This is a genomic window from Sphingomonas sp. MJ1 (PH-R8) (genome assembly GCF_048058635.1).
GTDB lineage: Bacteria > Pseudomonadota > Alphaproteobacteria > Sphingomonadales > Sphingomonadaceae > Sphingomonas.
Window position 1 is genome coordinate 1 of the sequence record NZ_JBBEFX010000005.1, and the last position, 17775, is coordinate 17775.

The window sequence follows — 17775 nt, forward strand, 5'->3', positions numbered from 1 at the left end:
CCCCCAGCCCCGGAGCCGTACGAGCGGCTCAAGGATCCGATCGAGGTCCCGCCGCAGGCCGACGCGGCTGCCGCTCCCGCACCGGCCCCCTCGCGCGGCTGGGCACCGCCACGCGGCAGCCTGCGCGCGACCATCGGCTTCATCGCGATGCTGGTCGCAGGCGTGCTGCTGGCACTCTATGCCTGGGGCCTCCCGCCCTTCACCACGGCGTTCCAGGAAACGGACAACGCCTATGTCCGCGGGCAGACGACGGTGATCGCGCCCCAGGTCAACGGCTATATCACCGAGGTGGCCGTCCGCGACTTCGAGGTGGTGAAGAAGGGGCAGGTGCTCGCTCGGATCGACGACCGCATCTATCGCCAGCGGGTGGAGCAGGCGCGCGCGCAGCTCGCCACCCAGGTGGCCACGCTCAGCAACTCCGCCCAGAGCCAGCGGTCGAGCCAGGCGACGCTGGGCGGCCAGGCCGCGGCGGTCGAGAATGCACGCGCCCAGCTTGCCCGTGCGCAGGCGGACATGCGGCGCGTCGCAGAACTGGTGGACGAGGGATCGGTGTCGCTGCGCGAGCGCGACCAGACGCTCGCGGCGTTGCGCCAGGCGGAAGCGGCCGTGCACCAGGCGGAGGCGCAGCGCAGCGTCGCGCAGGAACAGGTCCGATCGGTGACGGTCGGCCGCGGGGGGCTGGAGGCGGCCGTCGAAGGTGCGCGCGCGGCGCTGCGCCTCGCCGAGATCGACCTTGCCAACACCGTGATCCGCGCACCCCAGGACGGACGGCTGGGCGAAGTGGGCGTGCGGCTGGGGCAATATGTCACCGCGGGCACGCAGCTGGTGTTCCTGGTGCCGCCGACCGTTTGGGTCATGGCCAATTTCATGGAAGCGCAGACCGCGCGCATGGCGCCCGGCCAGCCGGCCACCATCCGCGTCGATGCGCTCGCCCACGCCGAACTGCACGGGCGGGTCGAGCGCATCGCGCCGGCCGCCGCCAACGAGTTCACCGTGATCCGGGCCGACAATGCCACCGGCAACTTCGTGAAGGTGGCGCAGCGTATCCCGGTGCGGATCGCGATCGATCGCAACGACCCGCTGTTCGACCGGCTGCGGCCCGGCATGTCGGTCGACGCACGCGTGGACACGCGGGGCACCCCCGCCCCGACCGCCCGATGAGGCGCAGCCTCTGCGCGCTTGCGACGGTCGCCTTGGCTGCCGGCTGCACCCCACCCGAGACGCCCGCGCCCGCGGGTGCCTCTGTCACGCCTCCGGCGGCATGGCGCACGCAGTTGCCGGCCGGCGCGACGGTGGATGCGCAGTGGTGGCAGCGCTTCGGCGATCCGGTGCTGACCCGGCTGGTAGAGGCGGCGCTCGCCCGCAACAGCGACATCGGGATCGCGGTCGCGCGGGTGCGGGAGGCGCGCGCCCAGGAGACGATCGCGCGCGCCGCCCGGCTGCCGACCCTCAGCGCCGGCACCAGCCTGACCGAATCGCGCAGCGTCAACGCGCTCGGCCAGCCGGGGGTCGGCACCTCGGCCCAGCCGGTGTTCCAGGCCGCCTACGAGGTCGATCTGTTCGGGCGGATCGGCAACCAGGTCGAGGCGGCGCGGCTGTCCGCCGAGGCAGCAGCGACCGCCGCGGATGCAGCGCGGCTGAGCGTCGCTGCGGCGACCGCTTCCGGCTACATCACCCTGCGCGGACTGGATGCTCGCATCGCCATCGCGCGCGATACGATCGCGTCCCGCGGCGAGGCACTGCGCATCGCCCGCAACCGCGCCGAAGTCGGCTACACCTCCGAACTGGAGCTCCGCCAGGCCGAGGCCGAGTATCAGAACGTCGCGCAGACGCTGCCGACGCTCGAGCTCGCCGCACGGCGGCAGGAGGATGCCCTGGCGGTGCTGATCGGCGAGTCGCCCCGAGCCATCGAACGCGGAGCCACGCTCGCGACGCTGCAGGCGCCGGCAATCCCGGCCACTCTTCCTTCCGAGCTGTTGCGCCGGCGGCCGGACATCGCGCAGGCCGAGCTGACCCTGGCGGCGTCGGATGCGACGCTCGCCGCCTCGCGCGCGGCGTTCCTTCCCTCGCTCAACCTGGCGGCATCGACCGGTGAGCTGTTCTCCAGCTCGCTGGGCAGCCCGGTCGGCATCTGGTCGCTGGGGGCAAGCGTGCTCGCGCCGATCTTCCAGGGCGGACGGCTGCGCGGCGGCGTCGAGGCTTCGGCCGCCCGGCGGGACCAGGCGGCGTTCGGCTATCAGCGGACGGTGCTGACCGCGTTCCGCGAGGTGGAGGATGCGCTGGCCGCCGTCGACCGGCTGGGCGAGCAGCAGCGGCGGCTGGAGGCGCAGCGCGTGGCGCTTGCAGAAACCCTGCGGCATGCCACCAATCGCTATCGCGCCGGCTACAGCCCCTATCTGGAGCAGCTCGATGCGCAACGCAGCCTGTTCAATGCGCAGCTGGCGCTTGCCCAGGCGCGCGCCGACCAGCTGACCGCCTTGGTAGCCGTGTACCAGTCGATGGGCGGCGGCTGGGCGGGCACGCCGACGCCGTAGTTCCGCCGGGGCGTGCTCGCGCGCGGGGCACGGTCCGTCGGCCGTTCGTTCCGGTCCCCGGCGAAGGCCGGGGTCCAGTTGTGATGCCGGCTGACAGGGCAGCGAACCTCGCACGGCCACCCCAGCTGGGGTCCGGCCTCCGCCGGGGCACGCCCAAACCGCTATTTCGCTATTCGCTGGCGGCGCTGCCGGCGTCCTTGGGCGCCGTCTCGGGCGCATGCAGCACCGCCTTCAGGTTCATGAACTCGTGCAGGCCCCAGGGGCCGAGCTCGCGGCCGTGGCCGGAGCGCTTGATGCCGCCGAACGGCGCCTCCGGCACCGAGGCGAGGATCTGGTTGATCGCGGTCATGCCGGCCTCGATGTCGCGCACGAAGCGCTCCTGCTCGGAAGGGTCGGTGGTCCAGACGCTGGAGCCGAGGCCGAAGGGGACGTCGTTGGCGATGCGGATCGCCTCGTCGATGTCGGGGGCGCGGAACACCATCGCGACGGGGCCGAACAATTCCTCCTGCGCGACCGGATCGTCAAGCGGCACGTCGACCAGGACGCCAGGCGTCATCCAGGCGCCAGGGCGGTCGATCTTTTCGGCGCCCATCAGCAGCCGCGCGCCCTTCTCCTGCGCGGTCGCGACCTGTTCGAGGACGGTGTCGCGCTGCTCCACGCTGGAGAGCGGGCCCATGGTCGTGTCCTCGGCCATGGGATCGTCGACCTTGGCGTCGCGCATGCCCTGCGCGAACTTGTCGAGGAAGGAGTCGTAGATGTCGGCGTGGACGATCATCCGCTTGGCGCAGACGCACGACTGTCCGGCATTCTGGATGCGGCCGGTCACCGCCGCCTTTGCCGCCGCGTCGAGATCGGCGGAGGGCATGACGATGAACGGGTCCGAACCGCCGAGTTCGAGCACCACCTTCTTGAGCGCGCGGCCTGCGGCCTCGGCGACCTTGATGCCTGCGCCCTCGCTGCCGGTGAGGGTCACGGCGACGATGCGGTCGTCCTCGATCAGCGGCGCGACCCGGCGCGACGGGATTCCGAGGTTTGCGAACAGCCCCTCCGGCGCGCCGGCCGCCGTCACCATCTCCTCGATCGCCTGCGCACAGCCCTGGGTGAGCGAGGCATGCTTCAGGAGGCCGACGTTGCCTGCCAGGATGCAGGGGGCGAGGAAGCGCACCACCTGCCAATAGGGGAAGTTCCACGGCATGATCGCGAGCACCACGCCGATCGGCAGCCAGCGCGCGCTGCCGGTTCCCTTGGCCAGCGGCACCTCGACCGGCTCCAGCAGCTTCGGCCCGTGCTCGGCGTAGTAGCGAAAGCCGCTGACGCATTTCTCGACCTCGGCGATCGCGGACTTGAGCGTCTTGCCCATCTCGCGCGTCGCAATCTCGCCCAGGCGCTGCTTGTTCGCCTCGAACTGGTCGGCGATCGCGGAGAGCAGCGCCGTCCGGGTGGCGAGATCGGTCGTGCGCCACCGCGCAAACGCCGCGTGGGCGGCCGCGACCTTCTTCTCCACTTCGGCGTCCGTCAGCTCGGCATAGGTGGCGACGGTCTCGCCCGTGGCGGGATTGATGCTGGTGAACATGGGGACTTTCTCGACGGTTTCGGGGTTGCCGCAGTAACGCGGCAGCACGCCGATCGGTCCGGCGGTTGCGCCTTTAGCGGACCTGCCGCATAGCTCGCGCATGACAGAAGAACAGGACGTCGCGGGGCTCAGCTTCGAGCAGGCGCTCAAGGAATTGGAGCAGATCGTCGGCCGGCTGGAAACGGGCGACGAGGAGCTCGACAAGGCGATCCAGCTCTATGAGCGGGGCGACAAGCTGCGCCAGCATTGCGCCGCCCGCCTGGATGCCGCGCAGGAGCGGATCGAGGCGATCCGCCTGGGCGCCGACGGCCGCCCGACCGGCACCACGCCCTTTGCCGCAGGCTGACGTGGCGACCGCCGAAACCCTGTCGTCGCTGGACACCGCGCTGCGCGAGGTCGGCGCGGAGATCGACCGGCAGTTCGACCTGCTGCTGCCGGTGCCCGAGGATGCGCGCGCGCCGCTGTACGAGGCGATGCGCCATGCCGCGATCGGCGGCGGCAAGCGGCTGCGGCCGCTGCTGGTGTTCGCCACCGGCCAGCTGTTCACGGTGGACCGCACCTGCCTGGCGCGGGCGGCGACGGCGATCGAGTGCATCCACGTCTACAGCCTGATCCATGACGATCTGCCGGCGATGGACGACGACGACCTGCGCCGCGGCAAGCCGACGGTGCACAAGGCGTTCGACGAGGCGACGGCGATCCTGGCCGGCGATTCGCTGCACGCGCTCGCGTTCGAGCTGCTGGCGGACGAGGAAACCCATGCCGATCCGCGCGTACGGGTCGAGCTGATCGCCGATCTCGCGCGCTCGGCCGGGCCGGCTGGTATGGCGGGCGGCCAGGCGATGGACCTGGAGGCGGAGGGCACCCGCTTCGACCTTGCCACCGTGACCCGGCTGCAGGCACTCAAGACCGGCGCGCTGATCGCCTGTTCGGTCGAAGCCGGCGCGATCCTCGGCCGGTTGCCGGCAGAGGGCCGCACGGGGCTGCGCGGCTATGCGCACGACCTGGGCCTCGCCTTCCAGATCGCCGACGACCTGCTCGACGTCGAGGGCGATGAGGCGGCGGTCGGCAAGGCGCTGCGCAAGGATGGCGACGCCGGCAAGGAGACGTTCGTCTCGCTGCTGGGCCAGGAGCGCGCGCGCGAACAGGCGCGCATGCTGATCGACCAGGCGGTGGCGCATCTCCACGGCTTCGGGCCGGAGGCGGACCTCTTGCGCGACATCGCCCGCTATGTGCTGGAGCGCGATCGGTGAGCGTGCGCATCGGGGTCTATCCCGGCACCTTCGACCCGATCACGCGCGGCCACATGGACATCATCCGCCGCGGCGCCAAGCTGGTCGACCGGCTGGTGATCGGCGTCACGACCAACCCGTCCAAGTCGCCGATGTTCTCGCTGGCCGAGCGCCTGTCGATGGTGGAGCGCGAAGTCGCCGACATCGGCGGCGACATCCGCGTGGTGAGCTTCGACTCGCTGCTGATGGACTTCGCCGAGCGCGAGCACGCCACCGTGATCGTGCGCGGCCTGCGCGCCGTCGCGGACTTCGAATACGAATATCAGATGGCCGGCATGAACCAGCAGATCAATCCGCGGGTCGAGACGGTGTTCCTGATGGCCGACGTCTCGCTCCAGCCGATCGCCAGCCGGCTGGTGAAGGAAATCGCGCTGTATGGCGGGGACATCAGCAAGTTCGTGAACCCGGCCGTGCGCGAGGACGTCGCGGCGCGGGTGGAGCAGATGGGCCGCAAGGGCAGCGCCTGAGGCGCGGCCCGGCCCCGTCCTCCCGCTGCATTCCCCCTTCCCGTTCATCCCGAGTAGCCGTCGAGTAGCTCCGCAAGGAGCGTATCGAGACGGCGTATCGAGGGAGGGTCGCTTGGCGCAGTACCTCGATACGAGCCCTCGCTACGCTGCTCACGCAGCTACTCGGTCTCTACTCGGTACGAACGGGTCCGGGAGGTCGGCACCGGGCACAAACGCCCTCACGACCCGCAGGTGCTAGCATCACCTCCCCTGCGACCGCTACCCAGGCGGGGATGGGACACGACCACGCGAATCACGGGCATAGCCACGGCCATGCGCACGGTGGCCACGGGCATAGCCATGCGCCCGCTGACTTCGGCCGCGCCTTTGCGATCGGCACCGCGCTCAACCTTTTGTTCGTGGGCATCGAGGGCGGTGCGGGGTTCCTCACCAACTCGGTGGCGCTGCTGGCGGACGCGGGGCACAATCTGTCGGACGTGCTGGGCCTACTGATCGCCTGGGGCGGCGCGGAGCTTGCCAAGCGGCCCACGTCCAAGCGGTTCACCTATGGGCTGCGCGGCTCCTCGATCCTGGCGGCGCTGGCGAACGCGCTGGTGCTGCTGGTGGCGGTGGGCGCCATCGCGCTGGAGGCGTTCCGACGCCTGTCCGACCCGCAGCCGATCGAGGCGGGGCCGGTGATGATCGTCGCCGCCATCGGCATTCTGGTGAACCTGGGCACGGCGATGCTGTTCGCGAGTGGGCGCAAGGGCGACGTGAACATCCGCGGCGCGTTCCTGCACATGGCCGCGGACGCCGCGGTTTCGGCAGGCGTGGTGATCGCCGGCGCACTCTACCTGTGGAGCGGGGCGGCGTGGATCGATCCGGCGGTCAGCCTGCTCGTCGTGGCGGTGATCCTGTGGAGCACCTGGGGGCTGCTCAAGGAATCCACCGTGCTCGCGCTGCAGGCGGTGCCCCCGGGGATCGACCCCGACAAGGTGGCGGCAATGCTGGAGGGGCTGCCCGGGGTCGCGCGGCTGCACGACCTGCACATCTGGCCGATGAGCACGACAGAGACGGCGCTGACGGCGCACCTGGTGATGCAGGGCGGGCACCCGGGCGACGCGTTCCTGGCGAGCACGCAGCACCGGCTGTCCCACGACTTCGGCATCGGCCATGCGACGCTGCAGATCGAGCTGTCCGAAGCGGCGGATTGCGGCATGGGCGAGCGGACGGTCTGATCGCGGCTGCTCGCCCCCGCTAGCAGGGCGAAGGAGGGGCCGTGCGCCCCCTCCCCTTATTCCCCGCCGACGCGCTGGATGTCGGCGCCGACTGCCTGCAGCTTTTCCTCGAGCCGCTCATAGCCGCGGTCGAGGTGATAGATGCGGCTGACCGAGGTCTCGCCCTCGGCAGCGAGGCCGGCGATGATCAGGCTCATCGACGCACGGAGATCCGTCGCCATGACGGGCGCGCCGACCAGCTTGTCGACACCGCGCACCACGGCGACGCGGCCGCGCACCTGGATGTCGGCGCCCATGCGCGCCAGTTCCGGCACGTGCATGTAGCGGTTCTCGAAAATCGTCTCCGTGAGCACGCTGGCACCATTGGCCTTGGTCAGCATCGCCATGAACTGCGCCTGCATGTCCGTGGCAAAGCCCGGGAACGGCGCGGTCGAGAGGGTGAGCGGGCCGATCGGGCCGGTGGCCTCGACGAACAGCGCGTTGCGGCGCTCCTCGACCGTGACGCCCGCCTCGACCAGCGCGTCGATGGTCGCGCGCATGTCCTCGGCGGCGATGCCAGCCAGTTCGACCGCACCGCCGGTGATCGCGGCCGCGCAGGCATAGCTGCCCGCCTCGATCCGGTCCGGCATGACGGCATAGGTGGCGCCGTGCAGGCGATCGACGCCTTCGATCTCCAGCCGCTCGGTGCCGATGCCGTCGATGCGCGCCCCCATGGCGACGAGGCAGCGGCAGAGATCGACAATCTCGGGCTCGCGCGCGGCATTGTCGATCACCGAGGAACCGGAGGCGAGCACGGCGGCCATCAGCGCGTTCTCGGTCGCGCCCACGGAGACGATCGGGAAGGTCACGCGGCCACCCGGCAGACGGCCGTTCGGCGCCGTCGCCTTTACATAGCCGGCGGCGAGCTCGATCTCCGCGCCCAATGCCTCCAGTGCCTTCAGGTGAAGGTCGATCGGGCGGTTGCCGATCGCGCAGCCGCCGGGCAACGACACGGTCGCCTCGCCGGCACGCGCGACCAGCGGTCCGAGCACCAGGATGGAGGCGCGCATCTTGCGGACGATGTCATAGGGCGCGACCGTGGAGGTCAGGCGCTGCCCGCGCATCGTCATCACGCGGCCGAAGTCGCTGGGGTGCGCGCCCTCGATCATGGTCGAGACGCCGAACTGGTTGAGCAGGTGGCCGAAGCTGTCGACGTCGGCCAGGCGCGGCAGGTTGCGCAGCGTCAGCGGCTCTTCGGTGAGGAGCGCGCAAGGGAGCAGCGTGAGGGCAGCATTCTTCGCGCCCGAGATGGCGATGCGGCCCTTCAGACGGTTGCCGCCGCGGATGAGGATACGGTCCATGGCGCGGCTTTACTCAGTTGCGGGCGGCGCGCAAGCGGCAGAGCAGAACAACAATTTACGGCATCTGGAACCTTGGCTCCTGCCTTCGCAGGAGCACGGAAGGGCCTGCGGGTCAGCGCCTGGCGATTAGGCCTTTTCGAGCGTGCACTGGAGCGGATGCTGGTTTTGGCGCGCGAAGTCCATCACCTGCCCGACCTTGGTTTCCGCCACCTCGTAGCTGAAGACGCCGCAGACGCCGACGCCCTTCTGATGGACGTGGAGCATGACGCGAGTCGCCTCTTCCATGTTCATGCGGAAGAAGCGCTGGAGGACGAGGACGACGAACTCCATCGGCGTGTAGTCATCGTTGAGCATCAGCACGCGATAGGGCGTCGGCTTCTTGGTCCGCGTGCGGGTGCGCGTGGCGACACCCGAGACGGAGCCCGAATCGTCGTCGTTCTCGCCGCCTTCTGCAAGGCGGGGGCGCAGGGTGGAGGCATCGATCATCACGAACGGCAAATATGGCATCGCAAGTCGCAAGGGCAAGGCCGCGCGCGCGGCGACCGGTGGATTTGGCCGCAGTCGCCCCGCGCAGCCGGACCGCCGTCACGCGAGGGACGCGGACATGAAAAAAGGGCGCCCGCTTGCGCGAACGCCCCTTTTCTTCCCGCGTCGGATGCGACGCGTGGATGGGGTCAGGCGCCGACGACCTTGAACTTGTCGGTCGCGAGCGCGACGCGGTTCGACAGCGGCTGCGCGGCGTCGCCGGCCAGCTTCAGCATCGCCTCGGTGTTCTTCGACGTCTCGGCCACGAACGAGTCGAACGCGCCGCGGAAGAAGTCGGACTGGAGCTTGAAGAACTCGGTCGGCGACTTGACCGAAGCTAGGGTCTTCATGGTCGCGGTCGCGTTCTCGAAGTTGCGGCGACCAAAGTCGGCGGCGTCGTGGCCGATCGACTCAAAGCCCTTGGCAGCGATGCGGCTGGCCTCGACCAGCGCTTCGACGTTGCCCTTGGCGAAGTCGGTCATTTCCTCGACGCTCTTGGCGCTCTTTTCCATCGCCGCCTTGGTGCGGGCGTTGAAGTCGGAGAACAGGGCCTGCGCCTTGTCGGTGGTGGCTTCGGCAGCTTCGTTGGTGTGGATCATGGTGCGTTCCTCTGGCGCGGGCGCGGCCGGCTGGGCGGCGTCCGGGCTGGTTTCCCCGGCATGCGCCTGCACATCGGCTGCGGCTATCGCGGCGGCAGCGGTGTCGGCAGGCTTGTCGGCGATGGTTTCCAACTGCGCGGTCACCGGAGCCACGAGCTGTTCGATCGGCTCCGGCGCGGCGGGTGCCACGAACGGGACTTCGACAGGCTTCTTTTCGGCGGCGGCGGCAACAGGCGGCGGGGACACGGCCGGCTTGGCACGAAGCGGCGGAGCCTTGCGAGCCAATGGCGCGGGCGCCTTTGCCTTGGGTTCCTTGCCTGCCATGCGAACGGCCTCCTGCGTAACGCTGCTGCGCTGCAACAAATACGCCTTGTTGCTGCCCATTGCAATCGGGATTGTGCGGCGCAGCATCACTGCTCACAAAACCGCTAAATGCCCGCGATCCCTTATCTTTTCAGAACATACTCGCCAGGGGCCAGCCCCAGTGCCGGGAGCGCACCCTCGCCCGGAACGCGTGCGCCCGACGCCGCAACCTCCGCAGCATCGATCCCGCGCAGCCACTCGATCCAGTCGGGCCACCAGCTGCCCTTCACCTCGCGCGCGCCGGCTAGGAAGTCGGCGAGCGTCGCCACTCCGGGCGAATCGTTGAGCCAATACTGGTACTTGCCGGCGGACGGCGGATTCACGACGCCGGCGATGTGGCCGGAGCCCGCCAAGACGAAGCGGAGCGGCCCTTCGAAGTGGTGGGTGATCCGCCACACGCTTTCCGCCGGCGCGATATGATCCTCGCGCCCCGCCTGGATGTAGCTGGGGGTGCGGACGGTGGTGAGGTCCAGCGGCGTCCCGTCGATCGCGATCGACCCGGGCTGCACCAGCCGGTTGTCGCGGTAGAGATCGGTCAGGTAGCTCAGGTGCCAGGTCGCCGGCAGGTTGGTGACGTCCGCATTCCAGTGGAGAAGGTCGAACGGCGGGGCGTCCTCGCCAAGCAGATAGTTGGCGGTGACATAGTTCCAGATCAGCTCGCGCCCGCGCAGCAGGTTGAACGTGGCGGCCATCACCCGGCCGTCCAGGAACCCCTCTGCCGAGAGGGTGCGGATGAGTTCCAGCTGATCGTCGTCGACGAACAGCGACAACTCACCCGCCTGGGAGAAGTCGACCTGCGCGGTAAAGAAGGTCGCGCTGGCGACCTTGTCCGCCTCCCCGCGCGCCGCCAGCAGCGCGAGCGTCGCGGCAAGCGTGGTCCCGGCCACGCAATAGCCGACCGTGTGCACCGCCGGTACGTCCAGCAGCGCGCGCACGGTGTCGACCGCATCGATCTGGCCGCGCAGCACGTAATCGTCCCAGCGCACGTCCTTCATGCTGGCATCGGCCGAGCGCCAGGAGACGACGAACACCGACAGCCCCTGCTCCACCGCCCAGCGGATGAAGCTCTTCTCGGCGGTCAGGTCGAGGATGTAGAAGCGGTTGATCCACGGCGGGAAGATCAGCAGCGGGGTTGCCAGCACCTTCTCGGTGGTGGGGGCATAGTGGATCAGTTCGTAGAGCTCAGTGCGCTTGATGACCTTGCCCGGGGTGGTCGCGATGTTGCGCCCGACTTCGAACGCCGTGGCGTCGCTGTGGGTCAGCTGCCCGCGCGCCATGTCGGACAAGAGGTTCTGCAGGCCCTTGAGCAAATTCTCGCCGCGCGTCTCGACGATGCGCTCCAGCACCAGCGGGTTGGTGACGGGGAAGTTGGTCGGGCTCATCGCGTCGACGAAGCCGCGGGCGAGGAAGCGGAGCCGCTCCTTCTGGCGCGGTTCGACGCCCTCGAGCGCATCGACCCCCTTCATCAGATGCTCGGAGGCCAGGAAATAGCTTTGCCGGATGAAGTCGAACACCGGCTGCTCATGCCATTGCGGCGCCTTGAACCGGCGATCACGGGCCTGCGCCTCCGGCTCGACATAGGGTTCGGCGTGGGCGGGATCGACGAAGCGCTGCCATAGCTTCAGCGTGTCCGCCCAATAGTCGGCACTGGCCTGGGCCAGCGCGAACGGATCGGCCCAGGCGGGCAGTGCGGCGGGAGCAGCGTCACCGGCCGGGGCCGGTTTGGCGTCCTTGTCCGCCGGGAAGGCGAAGCCATGCTCCAGCAACATCTGCTGCGCGCGGCCGAACACCGCCGTCCAATGCTGGAGATCGGCGAGCGAGGGGATCGCCGGCTGTTCCGGCGGCGTGGGTGCGGCATCGTCTGCCATGACATTCCTCTCGATCTGGTGCCGTCCGGCTGGTGTAGCGCAAGCCAGCGGTTGCGTCAGGACCGATCGGGCGGACGTGTTTTCCTTGCGGCCGATGCGTGCGGGACGCCAACTTTGTTTCCCGCAGGCCGGCGAATGGCGTAGAAGAACGCTCCATCAAGCAACGAGGGACCGATGTCCGAGGAATTCTACCGCATCAAGCGCCTGCCGCCCTATGTCATCGCCGAAGTGAACGCGATGCGAGCGGCGGCGCGCGCGGGCGGGGAGGACATCATCGACCTCGGCATGGGCAACCCGGACCTGCCGCCGCCGCCGCATGTGATCGACAAGCTGTGCGAAGTAGCGCGCAAGCCCGACGCCCATGGCTATTCGGCGTCCAAGGGCATCCCCGGGCTGCGGCGCGCGCAGGCCAACTATTACGGCCGCCGCTTCGGCGTCGACATCGATCCCGAGACCGAAGTCGTCGTGACCATGGGGTCGAAGGAGGGGCTCGCCAGCCTCGCCACTGCGATCACGGCGCCGGGCGACGTCGTGCTGGCGCCCAATCCCAGCTACCCGATCCACACCTTCGGCTTCATCATCGCGGGCGCGACCATCCGCGCGGTGCCGACGACGCCGGACGACGCCTATTTCGAGAGCCTCGAGCGGGCGATGAACTTCACCGTTCCGCGGCCGAGCATCCTGGTCGTGAACTATCCGTCAAACCCGACGGCGGAGGCAGTGGACCTCGCCTTCTACGAGCGGCTGGTCGCCTGGGCGAAGGAGAACAAGGTCTGGATCCTGTCCGATCTCGCCTATTCGGAGCTCTATTTTGACGGCAAGCCGACGCCCTCGATCCTGCAGGTGAAAGGCGCGAAGGATGTCGCGATCGAGTTCACCTCGCTGTCGAAGACCTATTCGATGGCCGGCTGGCGGATCGGTTTTGCCGTCGGCAATAAGCAGCTGATCGCGGCGATGACGCGGGTGAAGTCCTACCTCGATTACGGAGCGTTCACCCCGATCCAGGCGGCGGCCTGCGCGGCGCTCAACGGCCCGCAGGACATCGTGGAGCGCAATCGCCAGCTCTACCACAAGCGACGCGACGTGATGGTGGAGAGCTTCGCGCGCGCCGGCTGGGACATCCCCTCCCCGCCTGCCTCGATGTTCGCCTGGGCGCCGCTGCCGCCGGCGCTGGCACATCTCGGCTCGCTGGAGTTCTCCAAGCAGTTGCTCACCCATGCCAAGGTCGCGGTCGCGCCGGGCGTCGGCTATGGCGAGAACGGTGAGGGCTATGTCCGCATCGCCATGGTCGAGAACGAGCAGCGGCTGCGCCAGGCGGCGCGCAACGTGAAGCGCTACCTCCAGTCGATGGGCGTCAACACGCCCGGCCAGGCAGCCGGCTGATCCTGAGGCGGAGCGAGGCCGGTCTTCGCTCCGCCGCCATCCCGGCGATGCTGCGCCGCATCGCCGAGAGCCGACGAAGCAAATCTCCCCCTGAAGCGGGAGAATTTCGTTGCAAAGCAGCAGCGAGCCACCCCATCTAGTTCCCGTGCTGCGACAATATGAACTGGTGGAGCGGGTCAAAGGCTATGACCCGGAGGCCGACGAGGCGTTGCTGAACCGCGCCTATGTCTTTTCGATGCATGCCCATGGCAGCCAGAAACGGGCGTCGGGCGATCCCTATTTCAGCCACCCGATCGAGGTGGCGGGCATCCTGACCGACCTGCATCTGGACGACGAGACGATCGCCACCGCGATCCTCCACGACACGATCGAGGACACGGTCGCGACGCCCGAGGAGATCGAGGCGAAGTTCGGGCCGTCGGTGGCGCGCATGGTCGACGGCGTGACCAAGCTGTCGAAGATCGAGGCGCAGACCGAGAACCAGCGCGCGGCGGAAAACCTGCGCAAGTTCCTGCTGGCGATGTCCGACGACATCCGCGTGCTGCTGGTGAAGCTGGCCGACCGGCTGCACAACATGCGCACGCTGCATCACATCGCCAAGCCCGAGAAGCGGCGGCGGATCGCGCGCGAAACCATGGAAATCTATGCCCCGCTCGCCGAGCGGATCGGCATGTACGAATTCATGAACGAGATGCAGACGCTCGCCTTCCAGCAGATCGAGCCGGAGGCGTATGAGTCGATCACGCGCCGCCTGGAGCAGCTGCAGACCGGCGGCCGCGAGCGCATCGAGAGCATTGCGGGCGGCCTGAAACAGCTGCTGGAGCGCAGCGGCATCGAGGCCGAGGTCTCCGGTCGCGAGAAGCACCCCTATTCCATTTGGCGCAAAATGTCGGAGCGCCACGTCAGCATGGAGCAGCTGACCGACATCATGGCGTTCCGCGCGATCGTGGAGACCGAGGAGGAATGCTACCGGGCGCTGGGCATCATCCATCGGCGCTGGCCGATGGTGCCGGGCCGGTTCAAGGACTATATCTCGACGCCCAAGCGCAACGGCTATCGCTCGCTGCACACCAGCGTCATCCATTCCGAGAACATGCGCGTGGAGATCCAGATCCGCACGCGCGCCATGCATGCCCAGGCGGAGTTCGGCATGGCCGCGCACTGGGCCTATAAGCAGGACGCGGTGCGACCCGACACCCAGGTCAGCTGGATCCGCGACCTGGTTGAAATCCTGGACACGGCCGAGAGCCCGGAAGAGCTGCTCGAGCACACGCGCATGGCGATGTACCAGGATCGCATCTTCGCGTTCACGCCCAAGGGCGAGCTGCACCAGCTGCCCAAGGGGGCGACGCCGATCGACTTCGCCTATGCGGTGCACACCGATCTCGGCAGCCAGGCGGTGGGCGCCAAGGTCAACGGGCGCGTGGTGCCGCTGCGCACCGAACTGCGCAACGGGGACCAGGTGCAGATCCTGCGCTCCAAGGCGCAGGAGCCGCAGAGCAACTGGCTGAACTTCGCCGTGACCGGCAAGGCGCAGGCGGCGATCCGCCGCCACCTGCGGCACAAGGAGCGCGAGGAGACGCTGGCGCTCGGCGCCAAGCTCTATGACGACATCGTTGCGCGGCTGCCGGTGACGCTGAGCGCGGCGGCGGTGGAGGACGCCCTCAAGCGGCTGGGGCTGTCGGACGAGAACGCGCTGCGCGACGCGATCGCCAACGGCAAGCTGGACGACGAGGCCGTGATCGAGGCGCTGATGCCCGGCACCGCCGCGGGTGCCCGTGCCAAGCAGCTGCTCGGGCAGCGCGCCCCGATCGTGATCGAGGGGCTGACACCGGGAGTCGCCTTCGACCTGGCCGAGGACTGCCGCCCGGTTCCGGGCGATCGCATCGTCGCGCTGCGGAAGCCCGGTGGCGGCATCGAGGTGCATGCGATCAGCTGCCCCTCGCTCGCCGACCGCTACGACGCCGATTGGATCGACGTCGCCTGGGGCGACGGCGCGGAGGGCGGCACTGCGCGCATCGCGGTGACGCTGAAGAACGAGCCGGGCGCGCTGGGCGCGATCGCGACCATCATCGGCGCGCACAAGGCGAACATCCTGGGACTGCGGCTCGACAACCGCGACACCACCTTCCACACCAACACCATCGACCTGGAGGTGCGGGACGCGACCCACCTGATGCGCCTGCTGGCAGCACTCCGGGCGGCCGATGTGGTGAATGCAGCGCAGCGCATCGACGGTTCCACCCAAAGCAATTGACAGGATTGTCAGTGGCGCGCAGGCGTTTCCCATGCACCTCCACCCGCTCGCCGTGGCACCTGCCGACATCGATCACATGGGTCATGTGAACAATGCGGTGTACCTGTCCTGGGTCCAGGAAGCCGTCGTCGCCTATTGGGAGAAGGTCGCTCCTGCCGAGGCGGTCGGCCAGCACCTGTGGGTCGCGCTCAAGCACGAGATCACCTATCGGCGCCCTGCCTTTCTGGACGATGCGATCATCGCGACCGTGGTTGCCGAGCGCGTCCAGGGTGCGCGCGCCTTCTTCTCCACGCTGATCAAGCGCGGCGAGGAAGTGCTGGCCGAGGTGCAGAGCACCTGGTGCTCGCTCGATTCGGACACGCGCCGCCCCTCGCGGCTGGCGCGCGACGTCGTCAGCCGCTTCCTTCCGGACTGATCCCGATCAGCGGGCTGGCGCTGCGGGCGCGGCTGCGTCCGCATAGCGGATCCGCCACAGCTTGAACGGTGCCCGCTTCGACAGCGGCACCGGCTCCAGCCATGCCGGCACCTCGCCCTTGGCGAGATGCGCATAGAAGCCCTCCGGCGCGCGCGCGCGGTAGAGCGTGGTTTCCGCAAGGTTCGGGCAGACCAGCAGATAGGTCGCGCCGTGGCGCCACGCGATCCGGCGGAACGCATCGGCACTGCCCTGGAAGGCGTGGTGCACGTCCAGGATCGGCTGCTCGTTGCGATGATACGGGCCCGTGATGCCGTTGTGATGCGTGCCCACGATCAGCCGCGGCCCCAGATCGACATGGGTGAACATGGTGGCGGCGGGAATGCGGTCCAGCTCGGCCAGTGCCGAGATGCTCATGCAGCGCGCACTGGCGCGGTTCACCATCAGCGTCCGCCGGTCCGGCGGGTCGAGGCGCAGGCGCTGGATCAGGGTCGCGGAGAACAGCCCGGCGAGCAGCAACACGACCGCAAGCACCGCGCCTGCGACCTTGATGGCGGTCGAACGGCGGCTGACGAACCAGGTGAGGATCATCCAGGCGAGCGCCACTTCGCCCGCGATCGCCAGCAGCTGTGCGGCGGGGCCGGCGCGGATCTGCCACAGCAGCATTGCCCCGGCGAAGGCGGTGAACAGCGCGATCGCGGCCCAGCCCGCCAGCTGCTCCGGATTGCGCCGGGCGCGCCAGCAGGCGAGGCATGCGCCCAAGAGGCCCAGCGTCGGCACGACCGCGATCGGCACGGCAATGCGCAGCGGGTGCTTGTAGATCGGCTTGGCTTCCCGGACGTTGTTGAGCCAGAGGTTGGCGAGTTCGTCCGACACGCCCTCCGGCCGCGACAGGCACTTGGGGAACAGCACGGCGAAGCCGCCCGCGATCACCGCGCCCACGGCCGCACCGGCCGCGAGCCGCGCGATGCGCGATTTGAGCGGCAGGCGCGAGAGCGCGAACAGCGCCGCGCCGCCCGCGACCGTCACCGACAGCCACACCGGGGTTAGCGCATCGCAGCGCATCGCGTAGTTGGCGTTGGAGGCAAAGGCGGCGAAGCCGAGAGCGCTGCCGCCGGCAAGCGTCGCGCCATAGACGGCGAGCCGCCGCGCCTCCGCCGGGTCCCAGACCCAGCGCAGCGCGACCAGGCCGCCTGCCATCGCGCAATAGGGCAGCAGTTCGAGGCCGATGGTGAGCGACACCGCGCTCGAGATGCCGACCAGCGCCCCGCCCCTGCCCTTGCGCGGATCCGCGAGTCCCGCGACCGTGAGGCTGAGGCAGGCCAGCTGCCAGCCGTGATGGTCGATGCGCATCGGCATGAACATCGGCAGCGTCGCGGAACAGCCGAACAGGAACAGGATGGCGAGTGCCCATGCCTGGGGCGCCACCAGCCGGCGGACGGTGGCGGCGATCGCGACCAGCACGATGCCCAGCGGCAGCAGCGGCGCGATGCCGCACGCCAGCCGCTCGGCAAGGGCGGCGCCGGTGAACGGCTTGAACAGCAGGAACAGCCCGGCGATCGGCAGGTCGACGAGCCGCGACCAATGGATGTCGATCCCGGCCGGAGGATCGAGACGGTACTGGCGCAGGTCGTACCACCCCTGGCCGCCGAGCAGCCCGCGGACCTGCATCAGCCGCATGTTGTCGTCGGTGTCGTTGAGCACCAGCCAGTGGATCTGCGGCCAGCGCTGGATCAGATAGACGGTGGCGATCACCACCCAAACCAGGAGCGCCCGGCGCACCCAACGGCGCTCCAGCATCTGTGCGAGACTGAGCTTGCCCGACCTCTCGTTCAAAACCGCTTTCCTCACCCCGGCGGGCACGATACTGCCCGCGCGCTCGGCGCCGGCTCTAGTGGCGGGCGCGCAAAGGGCAAGGGCGAGACGGGCGTGGACACCATCTTGA

The 17775-nt window shown here is 69.1% G+C and carries 15 protein-coding genes; 9 read left to right on the plus strand and 6 right to left on the minus strand.

The features are described 5' to 3' along the window. The first annotated feature begins 39 nt into the window (after positions 1-39). Positions 40-1161 carry an HlyD family secretion protein gene (locus tag VPH46_RS05930; RefSeq protein WP_416610014.1) on the plus strand — a complete coding sequence of 374 codons (1122 nt, stop codon included), beginning with the start codon at positions 40-42 and terminating at the stop codon, positions 1159-1161. After that, a complete protein-coding gene (locus VPH46_RS05935; protein WP_416609656.1) occupies positions 1158-2534 on the plus strand; it encodes an efflux transporter outer membrane subunit in 1377 nt (458 codons plus the stop codon). The genes VPH46_RS05930 and VPH46_RS05935 overlap by 4 nt, the downstream gene beginning before the upstream one ends. 169 nt (positions 2535-2703) lie before the next feature. On the opposite strand, the gene VPH46_RS05940 is transcribed toward VPH46_RS05935, so the two are convergent. After that, positions 2704-4107 (minus strand): NAD-dependent succinate-semialdehyde dehydrogenase, encoded by a 1404-nt coding sequence (locus VPH46_RS05940; protein WP_416609658.1) that lies wholly within the window; start codon positions 4105-4107, stop codon positions 2704-2706. A gap of 100 nt (positions 4108-4207) precedes the next feature. Here VPH46_RS05940 and VPH46_RS05945 point away from each other — a divergent pair, with 100 nt between their 5' ends. From VPH46_RS05945 to VPH46_RS05960, 4 genes are all read left to right on the plus strand, one after another. After that, the gene (locus VPH46_RS05945) at positions 4208-4453 is read left to right on the plus strand and encodes an exodeoxyribonuclease VII small subunit (protein ID WP_125962020.1); all 246 of its coding nucleotides are present in this window, start codon (positions 4208-4210) and stop codon (positions 4451-4453) included. A 1-nt stretch (position 4454) separates the two neighbouring features. Beyond that, positions 4455-5360, plus strand: a complete 906-nt coding sequence (locus VPH46_RS05950; RefSeq protein ID WP_416609660.1) for a polyprenyl synthetase family protein — start codon at positions 4455-4457, stop codon at positions 5358-5360. Continuing rightward, the gene (gene coaD / locus VPH46_RS05955; protein WP_416609662.1) at positions 5357-5866 is read left to right on the plus strand and encodes a pantetheine-phosphate adenylyltransferase; all 510 of its coding nucleotides are present in this window, start codon (positions 5357-5359) and stop codon (positions 5864-5866) included. Before VPH46_RS05950 ends, coaD begins: the two co-directional genes overlap by 4 nt. Before the next feature lie 272 nt (positions 5867-6138). Beyond that, entirely contained in the window at positions 6139-7083 is a 945-nt protein-coding gene (locus VPH46_RS05960) for a cation diffusion facilitator family transporter (RefSeq protein WP_416609664.1), read from the plus strand. Positions 7084-7139: 56 nt separating this feature from the next. On the opposite strand, the gene murA is transcribed toward VPH46_RS05960, so the two are convergent. From murA to VPH46_RS05980, 4 genes are all read right to left on the minus strand, one after another. Continuing rightward, a complete protein-coding gene (gene murA, locus VPH46_RS05965; protein WP_132883209.1) occupies positions 7140-8423 on the minus strand; it encodes a UDP-N-acetylglucosamine 1-carboxyvinyltransferase in 1284 nt (427 codons plus the stop codon). 126 nt (positions 8424-8549) lie between these two features. Next, positions 8550-8930, minus strand: coding sequence for an ATP-dependent Clp protease adapter ClpS (clpS, locus tag VPH46_RS05970; protein ID WP_375781651.1), 381 nt, complete (start codon positions 8928-8930; stop codon positions 8550-8552). Positions 8931-9097: 167 nt separating this feature from the next. Next, positions 9098-9871, minus strand: coding sequence for a TIGR01841 family phasin (phaP, locus tag VPH46_RS05975; RefSeq protein WP_416609667.1), 774 nt, complete (start codon positions 9869-9871; stop codon positions 9098-9100). Positions 9872-9993: 122 nt separating this feature from the next. Further along, positions 9994-11778 (minus strand): PHA/PHB synthase family protein, encoded by a 1785-nt coding sequence (locus VPH46_RS05980; protein ID WP_416609669.1) that lies wholly within the window; start codon positions 11776-11778, stop codon positions 9994-9996. A 174-nt stretch (positions 11779-11952) separates the two neighbouring features. Between VPH46_RS05980 and VPH46_RS05985 the strand changes: the two genes are divergently transcribed. From VPH46_RS05985 to VPH46_RS05995, 3 genes are all read left to right on the plus strand, one after another. Beyond that, positions 11953-13161, plus strand: coding sequence for an LL-diaminopimelate aminotransferase (locus tag VPH46_RS05985; RefSeq protein WP_125962013.1), 1209 nt, complete (start codon positions 11953-11955; stop codon positions 13159-13161). Between the two features lie 145 nt (positions 13162-13306). Beyond that, positions 13307-15418 (plus strand): RelA/SpoT family protein, encoded by a 2112-nt coding sequence (locus VPH46_RS05990; RefSeq protein WP_416609672.1) that lies wholly within the window; start codon positions 13307-13309, stop codon positions 15416-15418. Positions 15419-15449: 31 nt separating this feature from the next. After that, on the plus strand, positions 15450-15833 hold the full coding sequence (locus VPH46_RS05995) for an acyl-CoA thioesterase (protein WP_204991328.1): 384 nt from the start codon (positions 15450-15452) through the stop codon (positions 15831-15833). Positions 15834-15839: 6 nt separating this feature from the next. On the opposite strand, the gene VPH46_RS06000 is transcribed toward VPH46_RS05995, so the two are convergent. Continuing rightward, entirely contained in the window at positions 15840-17630 is a 1791-nt protein-coding gene (locus VPH46_RS06000) for an AcrB/AcrD/AcrF family protein (RefSeq protein ID WP_416609674.1), read from the minus strand. Positions 17631-17775: the final 145 nt, after the last annotated feature.

Excerpts from the sequence above, each read along its gene's own strand:
- VPH46_RS05935 (WP_416609656.1), top strand. The coding sequence starts at position 1,158 with ATGAGGCGCAGCCTCTGCGCGCTTGCGACGGTCGCCTTGGCTGCCGGC.
- VPH46_RS05940 (WP_416609658.1), bottom strand. The coding sequence starts at position 4,107 with ATGTTCACCAGCATCAATCCCGCCACGGGCGAGACCGTCGCCACCTAT.
- VPH46_RS05945 (WP_125962020.1), top strand. The coding sequence starts at position 4,208 with ATGACAGAAGAACAGGACGTCGCGGGGCTCAGCTTCGAGCAGGCGCTC.
- VPH46_RS05960 (WP_416609664.1), top strand. The coding sequence starts at position 6,139 with ATGGGACACGACCACGCGAATCACGGGCATAGCCACGGCCATGCGCAC.
- murA (WP_132883209.1), bottom strand. The coding sequence starts at position 8,423 with ATGGACCGTATCCTCATCCGCGGCGGCAACCGTCTGAAGGGCCGCATC.
- clpS (WP_375781651.1), bottom strand. The coding sequence starts at position 8,930 with ATGCCATATTTGCCGTTCGTGATGATCGATGCCTCCACCCTGCGCCCC.
- phaP (WP_416609667.1), bottom strand. The coding sequence starts at position 9,871 with ATGGCAGGCAAGGAACCCAAGGCAAAGGCGCCCGCGCCATTGGCTCGC.
- VPH46_RS05980 (WP_416609669.1), bottom strand. The coding sequence starts at position 11,778 with ATGGCAGACGATGCCGCACCCACGCCGCCGGAACAGCCGGCGATCCCC.
- VPH46_RS05985 (WP_125962013.1), top strand. The coding sequence starts at position 11,953 with ATGTCCGAGGAATTCTACCGCATCAAGCGCCTGCCGCCCTATGTCATC.
- VPH46_RS05995 (WP_204991328.1), top strand. The coding sequence starts at position 15,450 with ATGCACCTCCACCCGCTCGCCGTGGCACCTGCCGACATCGATCACATG.
- VPH46_RS06000 (WP_416609674.1), bottom strand. The coding sequence starts at position 17,630 with ATGCTGGAGCGCCGTTGGGTGCGCCGGGCGCTCCTGGTTTGGGTGGTG.